Annotated in this window: 11 protein-coding genes, 1 tRNA gene, 2 pseudogenes and 1 other annotated feature; of the genes and pseudogenes, 6 read left to right on the top strand and 8 right to left on the bottom strand. The window is 66.9% G+C overall.

Annotated elements, in window-relative coordinates:
- Window positions 1-147 precede the first annotated feature (147 nt).
- From F6X38_RS22165 to F6X38_RS22155, 3 genes are read right to left on the bottom strand one after another with little or no spacing between them, the layout of a single operon-like run.
- Window positions 148-1,053, bottom strand: coding sequence for an SDR family oxidoreductase (locus F6X38_RS22165; RefSeq protein WP_150973719.1), 906 nt, complete (start codon window positions 1,051-1,053; stop codon window positions 148-150).
- 2 nt (window positions 1,054-1,055) lie between these two features.
- Window positions 1,056-2,219, bottom strand: coding sequence for a tRNA epoxyqueuosine(34) reductase QueG (queG, locus tag F6X38_RS22160; protein ID WP_150973717.1), 1,164 nt, complete (start codon window positions 2,217-2,219; stop codon window positions 1,056-1,058).
- A gap of 29 nt (window positions 2,220-2,248) precedes the next feature.
- Window positions 2,249-2,941: a glutathione S-transferase family protein gene (locus F6X38_RS22155; RefSeq protein WP_150973715.1), complete on the bottom strand. Its 693-nt coding sequence runs from the start codon at window positions 2,939-2,941 to the stop codon at window positions 2,249-2,251.
- A gap of 334 nt (window positions 2,942-3,275) precedes the next feature.
- On the opposite strand from F6X38_RS22155, the gene F6X38_RS22150 reads away from it, so the two are divergent.
- Window positions 3,276-4,082 carry an undecaprenyl-diphosphate phosphatase gene (locus F6X38_RS22150; RefSeq protein WP_150973713.1) on the top strand — a complete coding sequence of 269 codons (807 nt, stop codon included), beginning with the start codon at window positions 3,276-3,278 and terminating at the stop codon, window positions 4,080-4,082.
- Between the two features lie 19 nt (window positions 4,083-4,101).
- On the opposite strand, the gene F6X38_RS22145 is transcribed toward F6X38_RS22150, so the two are convergent.
- The gene (locus tag F6X38_RS22145) at window positions 4,102-5,103 is read right to left on the bottom strand and encodes a complex I NDUFA9 subunit family protein (protein WP_150973711.1); all 1,002 of its coding nucleotides are present in this window, start codon (window positions 5,101-5,103) and stop codon (window positions 4,102-4,104) included.
- Window positions 5,104-5,339: 236 nt separating this feature from the next.
- On the opposite strand from F6X38_RS22145, the gene F6X38_RS22140 reads away from it, so the two are divergent.
- From F6X38_RS22140 to F6X38_RS22130, 3 genes are all read left to right on the top strand, one after another.
- Window positions 5,340-5,424: transfer RNA gene (locus F6X38_RS22140), tRNA-Leu, on the top strand.
- Between the two features lie 97 nt (window positions 5,425-5,521).
- Window positions 5,522-6,715: a DUF6538 domain-containing protein gene (locus tag F6X38_RS22135; protein ID WP_150973709.1), complete on the top strand. Its 1,194-nt coding sequence runs from the start codon at window positions 5,522-5,524 to the stop codon at window positions 6,713-6,715.
- A protein-coding gene (locus F6X38_RS22130) for an IS3 family transposase (protein WP_150973707.1) occupies window positions 6,690-7,918 on the top strand; the annotation gives its coding sequence in 2 pieces (ribosomal slippage) (window positions 6,690-6,978 and window positions 6,978-7,918; 1,230 coding nt in all). The genes F6X38_RS22135 and F6X38_RS22130 overlap by 26 nt, the downstream gene beginning before the upstream one ends.
- Window positions 6,971-7,087, top strand: a sequence feature (AL1L pseudoknot). Its footprint overlaps the gene before it by 117 nt.
- A gap of 602 nt (window positions 7,919-8,520) precedes the next feature.
- On the opposite strand, the gene F6X38_RS22125 is transcribed toward F6X38_RS22130, so the two are convergent.
- Window positions 8,521-9,342, bottom strand: coding sequence for a metallophosphoesterase family protein (locus F6X38_RS22125; protein WP_150973705.1), 822 nt, complete (start codon window positions 9,340-9,342; stop codon window positions 8,521-8,523).
- A 173-nt stretch (window positions 9,343-9,515) separates the two neighbouring features.
- Here F6X38_RS22125 and F6X38_RS22120 point away from each other — a divergent pair, with 173 nt between their 5' ends.
- Window positions 9,516-11,138, top strand: coding sequence for an ABC-F family ATP-binding cassette domain-containing protein (locus F6X38_RS22120; RefSeq protein ID WP_150973702.1), 1,623 nt, complete (start codon window positions 9,516-9,518; stop codon window positions 11,136-11,138).
- Window positions 11,139-11,418: 280 nt separating this feature from the next.
- On the opposite strand, the gene F6X38_RS22115 is transcribed toward F6X38_RS22120, so the two are convergent.
- From F6X38_RS22115 to F6X38_RS22105, 3 genes and pseudogenes are all read right to left on the bottom strand, one after another.
- On the bottom strand, window positions 11,419-12,861 hold the full coding sequence (locus F6X38_RS22115) for an MFS transporter (RefSeq protein WP_246191496.1): 1,443 nt from the start codon (window positions 12,859-12,861) through the stop codon (window positions 11,419-11,421).
- A gap of 144 nt (window positions 12,862-13,005) precedes the next feature.
- A complete protein-coding gene (locus F6X38_RS22110; protein ID WP_150973749.1) occupies window positions 13,006-13,428 on the bottom strand; it encodes a YciI family protein in 423 nt (140 codons plus the stop codon).
- A gap of 352 nt (window positions 13,429-13,780) precedes the next feature.
- Window positions 13,781-14,865 (bottom strand): annotated as a pseudogene (locus F6X38_RS22105) (sulfite oxidase).
- Window positions 14,866-14,920: 55 nt separating this feature from the next.
- Here F6X38_RS22105 and F6X38_RS22100 point away from each other — a divergent pair.
- Window positions 14,921-15,073, top strand: a pseudogene (locus tag F6X38_RS22100) (LysR family transcriptional regulator); the annotation flags it as partial.
- Between the last annotated feature and the right edge of the window lie 15 nt (window positions 15,074-15,088).

Raw genomic sequence — 15,088 nt, 5'->3', positions numbered from 1 at the left:
TCCGGTTGTCCGTCCGCGAGCGGCCGAGCTTTCCGGAACCCCTCCGGAACCCCCTCGTCGCCGCTGCGGCTCGTGAGAGAGGTTTTGCCGGCCGGGCTGGGTCGAAATGCGATGGGTTCCATCACCTCCCGTTACAAAGCGTCACGATCACGAAATATTCGGTGATGGCGAGAATGCGGCATCGCCTGCGAGGCAGGGGAGAGCGTCGCGATAGGTCGGAAACGAAAACGTGTAGCCCGCACCCTTCATGCGTGCGTTCGAGACGCGTTTGTTCTCCTCGTAGAAGCTCCGAACCATCGGAGAAAGCTCGGTTTGTGAAAATTCCGCGGCAGGCGGCGGCTCGATTCCGGCAAGCTTCGCGGCGAACTCGACGACATCCTGCGGCGGGGCGGGCTCGTCGTCGGTGACGTTGAAGACGCCGCCGAGGTTCCGGTCGGCGAGGTGGCGGATCGCGCCGGCGATGTCGGCGACGTGGATGCGGTTGAACACCTGCCCCGGTTTGAGGAGGCGCTTCGCCTTGCCCTCGCGCAGATTGACGAAAGCGTTGCGCCCCGGCCCATAGATGCCGGACAGGCGCAGCGTCGCCATCGGCACGCCGGCTTCGAGCCCGAGCGCCTCCCAGGCGCGCTCGGCGTCGACGCGCTGGCGCGAGCGCTCGGAGCGCGGGGCCACCGGCGTTTCCTCGCTGACCCAGGCGCCGCCGTGGTCGCCATAGACGCCGACGGTGGAAAGGTAGCCGATCCACCGGAGCTCCGGCATGCCGCGCGCGATGCGGTCGCGATAGAAGCGCAAGGTAGGGTCGCCGTCGCCGCCGGGCGCGATCGAGACGAGAAGGTGCGTCGTCCAGCCGAGCGCCGCGTCGATCCCCTCGCCCGGCCGAGTCCCGTCGAAAACGAACGGCTTCCAGCCCCTGGCCGCGAACTCCGCCGCCTTCTCCGCCGAGCGCGTCGTGACGCCTGCGAGTTCGCCCTCCGCCAGCGTCGCGGCGAAGGCGGCGCCGGAATAGCCGCAACCGAACACGAAGAAGCGCTTGGCTCGGGTGTCTTCAGGCATCGTCACCATGCTCCTGCCAGCGCCGGCCGGGATGCGGGCGCGTCGACGGCGTCCCATTCGTCCCGGACCGCGGCTTCCGTCTCGCCGGCGAGCCCCTCCGCCCGGCGCGCGGCGGCTTCGCCGGGCGCGAGGCGTTCGAGCGCCCAGACGGCCATCCCGCGCACGGACGACGCCTCGTCGCGAAGCAGCGCGCGCACCAGCGGCAGCAACGCGGCATCGCCGGAATTGCCGGCGGCGACGAGGCAGTTCGACACGAACTTCGCCCGGCCGACCCGCTTCACCGGCGAGCCCGAGAACAGCGCGCGGAAGGCGGTATCGTCGAGGCGAAGCAGGTCGGCCAGCGCCGGCGAGCGGAGGTCGTCGCGCGCCCGGAGCTTGGCCTCCCGGGCAACGGTCGCGAACTTGTTCCACGGGCAGACGGCGAGACAGTCGTCGCAGCCGTAGATGCGGTTGCCCATCATCGCTCGAAGCTCGCGCGGCACCGGGCGCTTCGTCTCGATCGTCAGGTACGAGATGCAGCGCCGGGCGTCCAACTGGTAGGGCGCGGGGAAGGCGTCCGTCGGGCAGGCGTCCTGGCAGCGCCGGCACGAGCCGCAGAGGTCGCGGCCGGCCTCGTCGGTCCCGAGGTCGAGCGTCGTCACAATCGAGCCGAGGAACAGCCAGGAGCCGAAATCGCGGCTGACGAGGTTGGTGTGCTTGCCCTGCCAGCCGAGCCCCGCCGCCTGGCCGAGCGGCTTCTCCATCACCGGGGCGGTGTCGACGAAGACCTTCACCGCGTGGTCGCCGCCGGCGCGGGCGAGCATCCGGCCCGCCAGCTCCTTCAGCTTGCCCTTGACGACGTCGTGGTAGTCGCGGTGGCGGGCGTAGACCGAGATCGTGCCGCGGTCGGGTCGCGCGAGGTTGGCGAGCGGTTCCTCGTCCGGCCCGTAGTTCAGGCCGAGCACGATCACCGAGCGCGCCTCCGGCCAGAGTGCGTGGAGCGAGCGGCGGCGGGCGGCGGTGTCCGGCAGCCAGCCCATCGTGCCGTGCCGACCCTTGTCGACGAACTCGTCCAGCCGGCCGGCCGCCAGCGCGTCCTTGACGGCGCGCGCGATGCCGACGGCGTCGAAGCCGAGCCGGCGGGCGTCAGCCTCGATGAAACGTCGGAGGGAGTCCGGATCGCTCATGCGCCGGATATAGGCGGTTTCCGCCCCGCTCAGAAGTCGAGGTCGGCGTAGTGCGACACGGGCGCGAGGCCCCGCACCCGCTCGGCGAGCAGCGGCCGGAACGAGGGGCGCGACTTGACGCGCAGGTACCATTCCTTGGCGAGCGGCTCCTGGTCCCAGGCGATCTCGCCGAGATAGTCGAGGATCGAGAGGGCGCCCGCCGCCGCGAGATCGGCATAGGACAGGCGGTCGCCCGACAGCCAGTTGCGGCTTTCCGCCAGCCAGCCGACATAGCGCATGTGGTGCTTCAGGTTGGCGCGCGCGGCGCGGATCGCGGAGGCGTCCGGCGGCCCGCCACCCTCCTCCGCCCGCATCTCCTGCTTGAAGACGCGCTCGCGCACGAGATAGCGCGTCACCTCGTTCTCGAGCTTGACCAGGAACCATTCGACGAGGCGGCGCACCTCGGCGCGCTCGGCCGGCTTCTCGGCGAGCAGGCGCTTGTCGCGCTGGAAGACGCCGCGCGTCTCGTCGAGATATTCGGCGATCACCGTGCCGCCCACCACCGGCGGGCCGCTGTCCTCGATCAGGACGGGCAGCGTCGCGGCCGGATTCAGCGCGATGAACTCCCGCCGCCGCTCCCAGGGGCGTTCCTCCTGGAAGTCCGGCCGCTCGCCGTACTCGCCGAGCACGAGCCGGACGAAGCGCGAGGCCGCCGACATCGGGTGATGGTGGAGCCTCAGCATGGAAGAGCGGGAAAACCCATACGCGGCAGGTCGCAAGCTCGGCGCGGGGAAACGCGCCATGGGTCAGAGGATGCCGGCGAGTCCTTGCGAAAACGCAAATCCTTGCGCAACCGCGAGCAGACGCCGGCAGGGCGTTTCGCCGTCCGGGAAGCTCGACGGCGCTTGCCGCGGAAATAGCAGGCCCTCGCCGCCGCGCAAGTCCTCGGGCGTCGGACGGGGAGCCGGAAGCGGCTTCGGCGGCCCGGCCGGGCGGTTGACGCTCGCCTTCCAAACCGGCAAAGCCCGCTCTCAGGGCGCCGACCTCAGCGCCGAAGGCGCTCGGGGAAGGTTACGCATGGACTTCGTATCGGTGTTCAACGCCGTGATCCTCGGCCTCCTCGAAGGGCTGACCGAGTTCATCCCCGTTTCCTCCACCGGCCATCTCATCCTCGCCGGGCACTTCCTCGGCTTTCATCCGGCTGGCGACGCCTTTCCGGTGCTGATCCAGCTCGGCGCGGTGCTGGCCGTCCTGTCGGTCTACGCCAAGCGCCTCGTCGAGCTCGCGCGGACCTTCCCGACCGTGCCGGAGAGCCGGCGCTTCGTCTTCGCCGTCCTCGTCGCCTTCCTGCCGGCCGCGGTGATCGGCGCGGCTCTCCACGACTTCATCAAGGGCGTCCTGTTCGAGACGCCGACGGTGATCTGCGTCGCGCTCATCGTCGGCGGGATCATCCTGCTGCTGATCGACCGCATGCCGAAGGAGCCGCGCTACACGCGCCTCATGGACTATTCGCTGCCGCTGGCGTTCAAGATCGGGCTGTTCCAGTGCCTGGCGATGATTCCCGGCACCTCGCGCTCCGGCGCGACCATCGCCGGCGCGCTGCTGATGGGCACCGACAAGCGCTCGGCGGCCGAATTCTCGTTCTTCCTCGCCATGCCGACCATGGCGGGCGCCTTCGCGCTCGACCTCTGGAAGAACCGCAACGCGCTCACCGCCTCGGATGCCGGCCTCATCGCGATCGGCTTCGTGACGAGCTTCGTCGCCGCGGTGTTCGTGGTTCGCTTCCTGCTCGAATTCGTGTCGCGCCACGGCTTCGCGCCCTTCGCCTGGTGGCGCATCTCCGTCGGCGTGGTCGGGCTCTTGGGATTGCTTCTCGTCGGCTGACGGCAGCTTTCCCCGGGATTCAGGCGGCTTCGCCCTCGCGCTTCAGCCCGCCGGCCTGCGGATCCGGCTTGGTGAACTGGCCCTGCGGCCGGAAGCGGACGAGGTAGGTCGGCAGGACCGCGCCGACGGATTCCGGGTTGATCCCGAAGGCCTGGAGCGTGCGCCCTTCCCGGACCGCCGCTTCCGACACGACGTTGTCGCGCCGGAGCTGCTTGACCTGATCGACGGTGAGCGGCGCGGCGGGCAGCCATTCGGTGAGTTCCGCCACCCGGTTCGCGAGGCCGAACGGGATCGAGAGGAAGCGCCGCCGGCGCTCCACGACGCCGAGCATGATCTCCATCATCTCGCGGAAGGTGAGGACCTCCGGGCCGCCGAGCTCGTAAGTACGCCCGCCCAGGACCGTCCCGTCGACGGTCATCGCGATCGCCTCCGCCACGTCGTTGACGTAGACCGGCTGGAAGCGCGTATGCCCGCCGCCGAGAAGCGGCAGGACCGGCGCGAGCTTCGCCATGTCGGCGAAGCGGTTGAAGAACTTGTCTTCCGGCCCGAACACGATCGAGGGCCGGAGCGTCCAGGCGCCCGGCACGTGCTCCCCGACGAGACGCTCGCCTTCGGCCTTGGAGCGCGCATAGGCCGAGTCGGACTCCGCGTCCGCGCCGATCGCCGAGACGTGCGTGAGCTTCGCGCCGGCGGCGGCCGTCGCTTCCGCGACCGCGCCCGCGCCTCTTGCCTGCAGCGCGGAGAAGGTCTGCTTGCCGGCCTCCGACAGGACGCCGACGAGATTGACGACGTGGTCCGCCCCCTCGATCGCGCGGTCGATCGTCCAGCGGTAGCGCAGGTTCGCCTGCACCGGCATGACCTGACCCATGTTGCCGGCGACCTGGACATGGTAGGCGAGGTCGGGGCGGCGGCAGGCGATGCGCACGCGGTGGCCGCGCCGGGCGAGCGCCCGCGCGACGTAGCGGCCGATGAAGCCCGAGCCGCCGAACACCGTGACCGTCTGGTTGAGATCGACCGCCATCCGCTTGCCGTCCTGCCTGCTTTCGTCCGGGAGCCGCGCCCCGGACGCTTGGAAACGTTCCAGCGGTCATAGCGTCCCGCCCTGTCTGCGGGAAGGGGCGGCGCGACGGCCTGCGGCAGTCCGGCCCGTTCGGATCGGCGTGCGAAGGGACGAGGCGGTGCTTGCGAAAGGCGCGACGGTTTCGCGATCACGGCCGATTGACAGGCCGGGCCGCAGCCCATAATGCTCCGGCCCGAGCCCAGGTGGCGGAATTGGTAGACGCGCACGGTTCAGGTCCGTGTGCCGCGAGGCGTGAAGGTTCGAGTCCTTTCCTGGGCACCAATTCTCCTGATTTGTCAGGAAAGCCATAGAGATAAGCCAAAACAGTAGCTTATGACGGCCCGAGTGGTACAACTGGGCGGTACAATTGGCTCTGAGAATGGCGCAACCCTGGCCACATCCTAAGACCGGTATGTTTTGGTTTCGGCGCGTTGTGCCGAACGACCTTCGTGCGATTGTCGGCAAGTGGGAGGAGCGGCTGACGCTGGGCACGAAGGACCCGGCCGAAGCCCGCGTTCGTTACGCGAAGGTATCCGCCGAGGTCGAGGCGCGCTGGGCGAACCTTCGAGCTGGGACGCGTGCCCTCACCGAACGAGAATGCCATGCCCTCGCTGCTCAGGCGCATGACACTTGGCTTCGTATGCACGCGGACGAGCCGAGCCAGCAGTTCGCATGGCACCCAAAGCTCTATCGGGTGCTCTGGTCGAAGCAACTGACCTCCGAAACGCCAACGATGACGGAGGTCGACGCGGACGAGGTGCTGATCCGAGCCATGCGCCGGCTTTGCTATGTCCAGGCGGATAACTGCCTCGCACACCACGGGCTGCAGATCGACGACGAAAGCCGTCTCAAGCTCGCGAAAGCTATCGCCGCCGCCTTCCAGCGGGCGAGTCAGACGCTGATCGAGCTATCCGCAGGCGTCATTGCCCCCGAACCGGTGCCGGAGATCGTCGGCGAACCGTCGTCGCGGGAGGTGGTACTGGCCGACGTTCGAGCGCAATCAGCTTCGCGCCGTGCGAACGGCCGAAGCGCTACGGCCTCGTCCGCCCTCTCCATGAACGACCTCTTCGAGGCTTGGTGGCGGGAGGCGCAGGCGTCCGGCCGCAAGCCGAGCACGCACGAAAGCTATCGCAACACGGTGCGGGGCTTCATTGCCTTCCTCAAGCACGACGAGGCGACCCGCGTGACGCCTCACGATGTCGTTGCCTTCAAGGACCATCGCCTCAGCACGCCCTCACCGCGCACCGGCAAGGTGCCAAGCGCCAAGACCGTCAAGGACAGCGACCTGTCGGCTTTGAAGACGCTCTTTGGCTGGGCGGTGATGAACCACAAGCTGCCAATGAACCCGGCGGCCGGGTTGTCGATCAAGATCGGCCGAAAACAGCAGACGCGCCCAAAAGGCTTCACCGATGCCGAAGCTCGCGCGATCCTTGCCGCCGCCCTTGCCTATGTCCCTGGACCGAAGGAACTGCCGCAGACGGCGGCAGCGAAGCGCTGTGAACCGCGCCGGGCTTTCTGGAGGCTCCAGTTTTTGAGAGAATGGAGCCATGACGAAGCGAGTCCCGCCGTATAGTCCCGAGGTCCGCGCCCGCGCGGTTCGGATGGTTTTGGATCACCAGGAAGAGCACGGCTCGCAGTATGTGGCGATCCGCTCGATCGCCTCGAAGATTGGCTGCTCGGGCGAGACGCTGCGCAATTGGGTGCGCCAGGCTGAACGCGACGACGGGATCCGAGCCGGTCCGACGAGTGCCGAGAAGGACGAACTGGCCCAGCTTCGCCGCGAGGTGCGCGAGCTTCGCCAAGCCAACGAGATCCTGAGGAAGACGTCGGCGTATTTTGCCCAGGCGGAGCTCGACCGCCCGTTCAAGCGATGAAGGCGTTCATCGACGAACACCGCGACGCCTACGGGGTCGAGCCGATCTGCCGCGTGTTGCCGATCGCCCCGTCGACCTATCACGAGCATGCCGCCCGCCAAGCCGATCCCAGCCGGCGGGCGCCTCGACAGCGTCGTGATTCTGAACTTCGTCCGCAGATCCAACGTGTCTTTGCCGAGAACTTCGGCGTCTACGGTCTTCGGAAAGTCTGGCGACAGATGCAGCGTGAGGGCTTCGCCGTCGCCTGCTGCACCGTGTCGCGTTTGATGCGGCAGTTGGGTCTGAAGGGCGTTGTCCGTGGCAAAGTCGTGCGCACCACGATCCGTGACGCTTCGGCGCCGTGCCCGCTCGACCGGGTGAACCGCGTCTTCAAGGCGCCGCGGCCGAACATGCTCTGGCTCAGCGACTTCACCTACGTCGCAACGTGGTCAGGCTTCGTCTACGTCGCTTTCGTGATCGACGCCTTCGCCCGCCGCATCGTCGGCTGGCGCGTGTCGCGCTCGCCGCGGACGGACTTCGTGTTCGACGCCCTGGAACAGGCCCTCCACCAGCGCCAGCCCTTCGCCGGCAGCGGCCTTGTTTGCCATTCGGACCGCGGAAGTCAGTATGTCAGCATCCGCTACACCGAGCGCCTCGCCGAGGCCGGCATCGAACCCTCGGTCGGCAGCGTTGGAGATTCCTACGACAATGCCCTCGCCGAAACGGTGATCGGCCTGTTCAAGACAGAGGTCATCCACCGGGGCGGACCTTGGCGCTCCTTCGAAGCCGTCGAGTTCGCCACGCTCGAATGGGTCGACTGGTTCAACAACCGACGATTGCTCGAGCCGAGCGGCAACATCCCGCCCGCCGAAGCGGAAGAAGCCTACTACGCCCAGCTTGAGACCATGCCGATCGCCGCGTAGAACCCAAACCAATCAGCCTCCGGAAAACCCGGCGCGGTTCAACCCTGCCCCATCGCCGCCGCAGCGGCTCCCGAGCGGACAACCAGCATCGCGAGGCATGCGAGCAGCGCCGAAACGGACGTCAACAACAGAGGTAGACCTGCGAAGCAGGAGGATGGTGGCATCCCGGTTGCGCCTTTCGCGCCGAGACCTCCCTGCTGGGATCCCCTCGACCAAGGACGCGTTGGATGACGGTAACGCCTACGGCAGCACGCGCCGAGCGGCTGCGCTGCAAGAGCTAGCTTCGATTGCCGGGAGAGGCAAGCCTACTTGGCTGAAACGCCGTCGACGGATCCCCTTGTGAACCCTTTCTGCAGACCGCCGCTAACTGGATGTATGGGGAAGCACAGGCGTCACTGGCGGAGCAAGAATCGAACGGCAGCTTTTTGGTATCGGATGCCCGAAAGCTGTTCGACCTCTTTCGGCCCTAAAGGGCGTGTGTCAGTGTGACAACTCTTTGAATGCCCTGAGTTCAGTGGATCAGTACGTACATTCGAACGACGCTACGTGTGCAGACAAGCGCGGGGCTTCCATTTCCCATTCACTTGTCGGCCGCGCTCGGATCATTCGCCGCTGAGCTGCTGCAGTTCCGCCAGATCAATGCGGCCGGTCAGGTAATCGGACTGCGCCCGCCGTTCAGTCGGCGACACCACACGCCCGCGCACGGTCGCCCGCACCTCGAATTCCCGCACGATGGCGCTACGGTCCGGCGCCCCGACCGCTTGCAGGAAGCCGACCTCCGAGCCATCGAACACCGCCGCCGTCAGAATGCCCGATTGGAATGCGCCGGTGTCGATGGAGATGCGGTTCGCGGTGAGAACGGGCCTATCGCCGACGATCGTGTGGCCGTGCACCACCCGGCGCGGCAACGGCCCGTCGTAGTCAAGGAACTCATGCCGGATCCACAAGAGGTCTTCTTCGGATTGGCGTTCGAGCGGTACGCCCGGCCGGATACCTGCATGCACGAAGAGATGTGTGCCGTCGTCGTGCGTCAGGGGAAGGGCCGCAAGATATCTCGCATGGCGACCGAGCGTCGGATCGAGACCGCTGGCTGTTTCGCGGTCGAGCCCGTAGCTGACGACGGTGTGCCAGTAGAGGAGCCATGCCCAGTCCGGTAGCCCATGGCCCGGCGTGACGGCTCGGACGAAAAGATCGTCGTGGTTGCCGCGCAAGCAGACGAATTGGTCCTGCGAACGTGTCGGACCTGCCATCAGCCGCTCAACAACCCCGCGAGAGTCTGCACCGCGGTCGACATAGTCACCAGTAAAGACGATCTTGGCATTTCCGCCACGGGCCTGGGCGTCGTTCTCGACCTGGGCGAGCAGATCTTCCAGGAGATCGAGGCGGCCGTGAATGTCCCCGATCGCATATGTGACAGTGCGCATGCATGCCGCTCTACCGAGGGCCTCCATGTGGTGCAACTTCGAGAGCCGCGTCCACATCGTCGCGGTCGGTCGTGAGTTGGGGCTTACTGAAGATGGGACACGCAGACCCTTGCGCGGTGGCAGTCGGAATGGTCTGAGGCGGCTCCCGCCTCGCGCCGACTTAGGTTTCCCGCATGATCCGCCTTGAGAGCATCGGCAAGCAGAACGGCAAGCAGATCATCTTCATCGAGGCGTCGGCGGCACTCCAGCGCGGCGAGAAGATCGGTCTTGTCGGCCCCAACGGTGCAGGCAAGACGACGCTATTCCGCATGATCACCGGCGAGGAACTGCCGGACGAGGGCCAGGTCTCGGTCGATCGCTGCGTGCGGGTCGGCTACTTCAGCCAGGATGTCGGCGACATGGCGGGCCGCAGCGCGGTGGCCGAGGTGATGGACGGCGTCGGACCGGTCAGCGCGCTGGCAGCCGAGATGGCGGAGCTGGAAGCGGCGATGGCCGATCCGACCCGAGCCGACGAGATGGACGAGATCATCGCCCGCTACGGCGAAGTACAGGGCCGCTTCGACGAACTCGACGGCTACGCGCTGGACGGGCGCGCCCGCGAAGTGCTGGACGGCCTCGGCTTCAGCCAAGCGATGATGGACGGCGACGTGGCCAAGCTGTCGGGCGGCTGGAAGATGCGGGTGGCGCTGGCGAAGATTCTGCTGATGCGCCCCGACCTCATGCTCCTCGATGAGCCCTCGAACCATCTCGATCTCGAAAGTCTGATCTGGCTCGAGGGCTTCCTCAAGGGCTTCGACGGCGCCGTGCTGATGACGTCGCACGATCGCGAGTTCATGAACCGCATCGTGACGAAGATCATCGAGATCGACGGCGGCGCGCTGACCTCGTACTCGGGCACTTACGAGTTCTACCGCCAGCAGCGCGCCATAGCCGAGGTGCAGCAGCAGGCGCAGTTCGAGCGCCAGCAGGCGATGCTGGCGAAGGAAGTCGCCTTCATCGAGCGCTTCAAGGCGCGCGCCAGCCATGCCGCGCAGGTGCAGAGCCGCGTAAAGAAGCTCGACAAGATCGAGCGCGTCGAGCCCCCTAAGCGCCAGCAGACGGTGCGCTTCGAGTTCCAGCCGGCGCCGCGCTCAGGCGAGGACGTGGCCACCGTCAAGGGCGTCCACAAGCGGTATGGTGACCGCACCATCTACGACGCGCTCGACTTCCAGGTGCGCCGGCGCGAACGCTGGTGCGTCATGGGTGTGAACGGCGCGGGCAAGTCGACGCTGCTGAAGCTGATCGCCGGCGCCTCGGAGCCCGACGCCGGGACGGTGACGCGGGGGCCGAGCGTCAAGATGGGCTATTTCGCCCAGCATTCGATGGAACTGCTCGACGGCGAGCGCACCGTGCTGCAGTCGCTGGAAGACAGCTTTCCGCAGGCGGGCCAAGCCTCTTTACGCGCGCTCGCCGGCTGCTTCGGCTTTTCCGGCGACGAGATCGACAAGAAGTGCCGCGTCCTGTCGGGCGGCGAGAAGGCGCGGCTGGTCATGGCCCGGATGCTGTTCGATCCGCCGAACTTCCTCGTCCTCGACGAGCCGACCAACCATCTCGACATCGCCACCAAGCAGATGCTGGTCGAGGCGCTGTCGCGGTTCGAAGGCGCCATGCTGTTCGTCAGCCACGACCGGCATTTCCTGGCGGCGCTGTCCAATCGCGTGCTGGAACTGACGCCCGAAGGCCCGCATCTTTATGGCGGCGGCTATGCCGAATATGTCGAGCGCACGGGCCAGGAAGCGCCGGGACTGCGGAACTAAGCCTCCTCACGCAAGGTCGTCGGCGACGAACGGAAACCATGGGCCCGTGGCCCAAAAGGCCAAGATGGCCATGGCTCAGGAGTGACAGCTTGGCGCGAAGTATGCGCTTGATCAGGGCGCAATACGAATGTCCGCTTTCGCTCGCCTTCTGACTACAAGCAGACCCTCTGTCGCCAATCCGGTCGCGACGGACGTTTTCGCACCACGGACGGCCTTTGCTTCGCCTTGCACCCTCCACCAACATTCCCGCCTTACGCGCCGGCTCCGGTGGTGTCGCTTCTCAGGCGGCGGTCGCCGAGCTGACAGGCTGCGCGACGTCCTCGAGACCTTTGCCTTCCGCATCGACGCCGCAGACCAGCGCGATGCCGCCGCCGAGCATCATCACCAGCGATCCGACGACGTAGCCGAGAAACAGGGGACCGCGGGCGCTGCCGTCGCCGACGAGGCTGCCGAAGATGAACGGTCCCGCCGCGCCGACAATCTGCGCGACGGCGAAGAAGTAGCTGATCGCCTGACCGCGCACCTCCAGCGGAAAGATCTCGCTGACCGTGAGGTAGGCCGAGGACGCGCCTGCGGAGGCGAAGAAGAACGCGACGCACCAAAAGGCGGTGTGCGTGCCGGCCGTCAGCGCGCCCTCTCGGAAAAGCCAGGCGGACACGAGCAGCGTCACGCCGGCGAGCATGTATGTCGCGAAGATCATTCGGCGCCGGCCGATCGTGTCGAAGAGGTGACCGAGCACGAGCGGTCCGGCGAGGTTGCCGATGGCGAAGGGAAAGAAGTAGAGGGCGGCTTGCGAGGCATCGAGCCCGTAGAAGTTCTGGAGCACCAGCGCGTAGGTGAAGAAGATCGCGTTGTAGAGAAAGGATTGCGTCACCATCATGCTGACGCCGAGAAACGTCCGCGACGGGTACTGACGGAAGAACACGTCAATCAGCTTGGCGAACGGCACCGACTCCTTCGGCTTCAGCTTGATCGCCTTGCCTGCGTCGACGGGCGGGAGATCGAAGCCCTGCCCGGCAACTTCGGCCTCGATCTCGTCGACGATCCGCTCCGCCTCCTCGCGCCGACCGTGCGTCACCATCCACCGCGGACTTTCGGGGATGTGCCGGCGGATGAAGATGATGGCGAGGCCGAGCACGGGCCCGATGAGGAAGGCGAGCCGCCAGCCGAGGTTCGTCGGCACGAGGTCGGGATCGAGCAGGAAGAAGCTGCCCACGGCGCCGATCATCGCGCCGCCCCAGTAGGTGCCGTTGACGGCGATGTCGACGCGGCCGCGGTACTTCGCCGGGATCAGCTCGTCGATCGCGGAATTGATCGCGGTGTACTCGCCGCCGATGCCGAGCCCGGCGACGAAGCGCCAGACGTAGAGGAACCAGGGCGCGAAGGCGAGGCCGGCGACACCGGAGCCGACGAGGTAGATGGCGAGCGTCACGATGAACAGCGTCCGCCGTCCCCAGCGGTCGGTCAGGCGGCCGAACACGAGGGCGCCGACGACCTGTCCGATCAGGTAGATCGTGCCGGTGAAGCCGACCTGTTCGGTCGACATGCCGAGCGTGTCCTTGAAGCCGGAGGCCGAGACGAGCTGAATCTCTATGCCGTCGAGGACCCAGCTGACCCCGAGACCGACCACCACCATCCAATGGAAGCGCGCCCACGGCAGCCGGTCCATGCGCGCCGGTATCAGGCTCTCGATGGTCTCCTCACGTGTCGCGGTGCTCGCCATGCCATTCTCCCACCTCGGCCGGGCCGAGCCTGATCCCGAACCGTGCCTACGCTAGGGTTGGAACGTTGGGCATTCAAAGGGCGTCGTGTTCCGCCCTGCGCCGATCAAAGCATTTAGAGGATGGCTAGAAAGGGACCTCCTGCATCAGCGTCCCGCTAGCCGGTCCGACTGCCGCTGCTCCTGTTCGCGAAGTTCAGGCGTCATCGCCTCGCCGAAGTCCGCCATCTCGTACAGCGGACGGATCTCGATCTCGCTCGGGCCCGGCATCGGGTTCGGGCAACGCTTCACCCACTCCACCGCCTCGGCCATGTCGCGCACCTCCCAAAGCCAGAAGCCGGCCACGAGTTCACGCGTCGCGGCGAACGGTCCGTCGATCACGGTGCGCGACGCACCATCGAAGGCGACGCGCTTGCCGGCGGAGGATGGCTTCAGCCCATCGGCGGCTAGGAGCACGCCGGCATTCACGAGCTCCTCATTAAAGCGGCCCATCGCTTCAAACATCCCAGTCTCGGGCATCGCGCCCGCTTCCGAATCAGCTGTCGCCTTCACCAAAACCATCACGCGCATCGTCATCTCCCGTCCGGTTCGCAGAAAAGAACTCATTCCTCCGTCATTACGACGAATGAGGTCGGCGAAAATCGACGGAGAAAGACAGCGGCCGGCGCGACGAGATCTGAGAGCTCCGCGACGAACAGGTAGATCCGCGTTCGGAACGTCTGTCAGACGCGCCGCAACGGCGAGGATGGAGCGCATGCAGAAGGGCAGCTTCCTGCATTCACCGCTCGATAGCAGACGGTCCGCTAACGGCCCGAATGGGAACCAGTCTGAACAGCCGGATAGGGTGGAAGGCTTCCAGTCTGCTTTCGGAGGGATCGAGCGGGAAGCGGACCTTTATCTACTGCGATCTGTCCTCGACGGTCTATTCCACCGTGACGGTCGTCCGGTGCCACGCCGTCGACAGGTACCCGGCGAAGTTCCAGCAGTCGTCTGGTCGGGCGGGCTGGGTCTGGCCGGCCGCGTCCACGGCGCGCGCGCAGATCTCGTGCCGGCCAGGCGTGAGCTCGATGTCGGCCGCCCACTGCGCCCAGCCCACGGGCCGGCCGCTGGCCGATCGATCGCCGCCGCCTGCCACGAGCGACCACCATTGATCGAGATGTCTACTCGCGCAACCGTCCGACCGTAGGCGACGGCGTAGCCGGTCAGCCGAAGCTTGCCGCTCGGCAGCGGCTTGGCGAGGTCCGGCGTCGTGATCGCCGAGTTCAGCGGCATCGCCTCGATGGGCAAGCCGGTCGACCAGTCCGCTTCCTCCTTTGCGACAAAGGGCGGAAACAGCTTGTAGTCCATCGCTTGCATCGGTGCCTCGGACGGGCGGTGCCGCACCTCGATCCGCGTCAGCCATTTGGCCGAGCGCACGCCGGCGTACCCCGGCACGACGAGGCGTAGCGGCGCACCGTGCTCGGGCAGAAGCGGCTCGCCGTTCATCGCGAAGGCGAGGAGCGTGTCGGGATGCATCGCCTTCTCGATCGCGATCGAGATCTCGAACGGCGCATGGTGTCCCTCGACCTCGACTTCGTCGGCGCCGCGGAATGCGACGAAGCGCGCCTTCGCCTCCTCAAAGCCAACGGATCGCAGTATGTCGGCGAGCCTGACGCCCGTCCATTCGGCGCAGCCGATCGCCCCGACGCCCCACGGATCGCCCGTCGTCTTCGCCACCACCTGTAACTCGGATCGGCGGTTGCCGGCGCACTGGAGGACGGCGGTGACCCGGTGCTCCGGGAACGAGGCCTTGAAGTCCGCGACGCCGATCGACCCCGGTCGCTCGACGTGGCCAGCGATCTCGACCGAATGATCGTCGTCCAGGTCCGGGATTGCGCCGTGGCAGCGGACGTAGAAGTCGCGCTGCGACGTGACGAACGCCGCCAGCCGGTCCGGTGGCGGCTCGCCGTTCAGCGGCTCGGCGGCATGAAGGCGGAGGTTTTGCTTGGCGCGCTCGACGGCGTCCATCGTTCGTTTCCCTGCTGACGAGTGCCTAACGCGCGACGCTCTCGCTTCGGCATCAATGACCCTCGAGCAGCTCCGCGTCTTCGTCGCCGTCGCCGAGCGCGAGCACATGACGGAAGCCGCGAAGGCTCTGAACCTGCCGCAGTCGGCGACGAGCGCAGCGGTCGCGGCGTCGCAGGAAGGGCACGACGTGAAGCTGTTCGACCGGGTCGTCGTCTGGGCGAGC

The sequence above is a fragment of the Plantimonas leprariae genome (assembly GCF_008802405.1).
Classification (GTDB): Bacteria; Pseudomonadota; Alphaproteobacteria; order Rhizobiales; family Rhizobiaceae; genus Plantimonas; species Plantimonas leprariae.
This window is presented reverse-complemented; position numbering and strand designations above follow the sequence as displayed.

Coding starts and splice junctions, on each gene's coding strand:
- F6X38_RS22165 (WP_150973719.1), bottom strand. CDS start 1,053: ATGCCTGAAGACACCCGAGCCAAGCGCTTCTTCGTGTTCGGTTGCGGC.
- queG (WP_150973717.1), bottom strand. CDS start 2,219: ATGAGCGATCCGGACTCCCTCCGACGTTTCATCGAGGCTGACGCCCGC.
- F6X38_RS22155 (WP_150973715.1), bottom strand. CDS start 2,941: ATGCTGAGGCTCCACCATCACCCGATGTCGGCGGCCTCGCGCTTCGTC.
- F6X38_RS22150 (WP_150973713.1), top strand. CDS start 3,276: ATGGACTTCGTATCGGTGTTCAACGCCGTGATCCTCGGCCTCCTCGAA.
- F6X38_RS22145 (WP_150973711.1), bottom strand. CDS start 5,103: ATGGCGGTCGATCTCAACCAGACGGTCACGGTGTTCGGCGGCTCGGGC.
- F6X38_RS22135 (WP_150973709.1), top strand. CDS start 5,522: ATGGCGCAACCCTGGCCACATCCTAAGACCGGTATGTTTTGGTTTCGG.
- F6X38_RS22125 (WP_150973705.1), bottom strand. CDS start 9,342: ATGCGCACTGTCACATATGCGATCGGGGACATTCACGGCCGCCTCGAT.
- F6X38_RS22120 (WP_150973702.1), top strand. CDS start 9,516: ATGATCCGCCTTGAGAGCATCGGCAAGCAGAACGGCAAGCAGATCATC.
- F6X38_RS22115 (WP_246191496.1), bottom strand. CDS start 12,861: ATGGCGAGCACCGCGACACGTGAGGAGACCATCGAGAGCCTGATACCG.
- F6X38_RS22110 (WP_150973749.1), bottom strand. CDS start 13,428: ATGCGCGTGATGGTTTTGGTGAAGGCGACAGCTGATTCGGAAGCGGGC.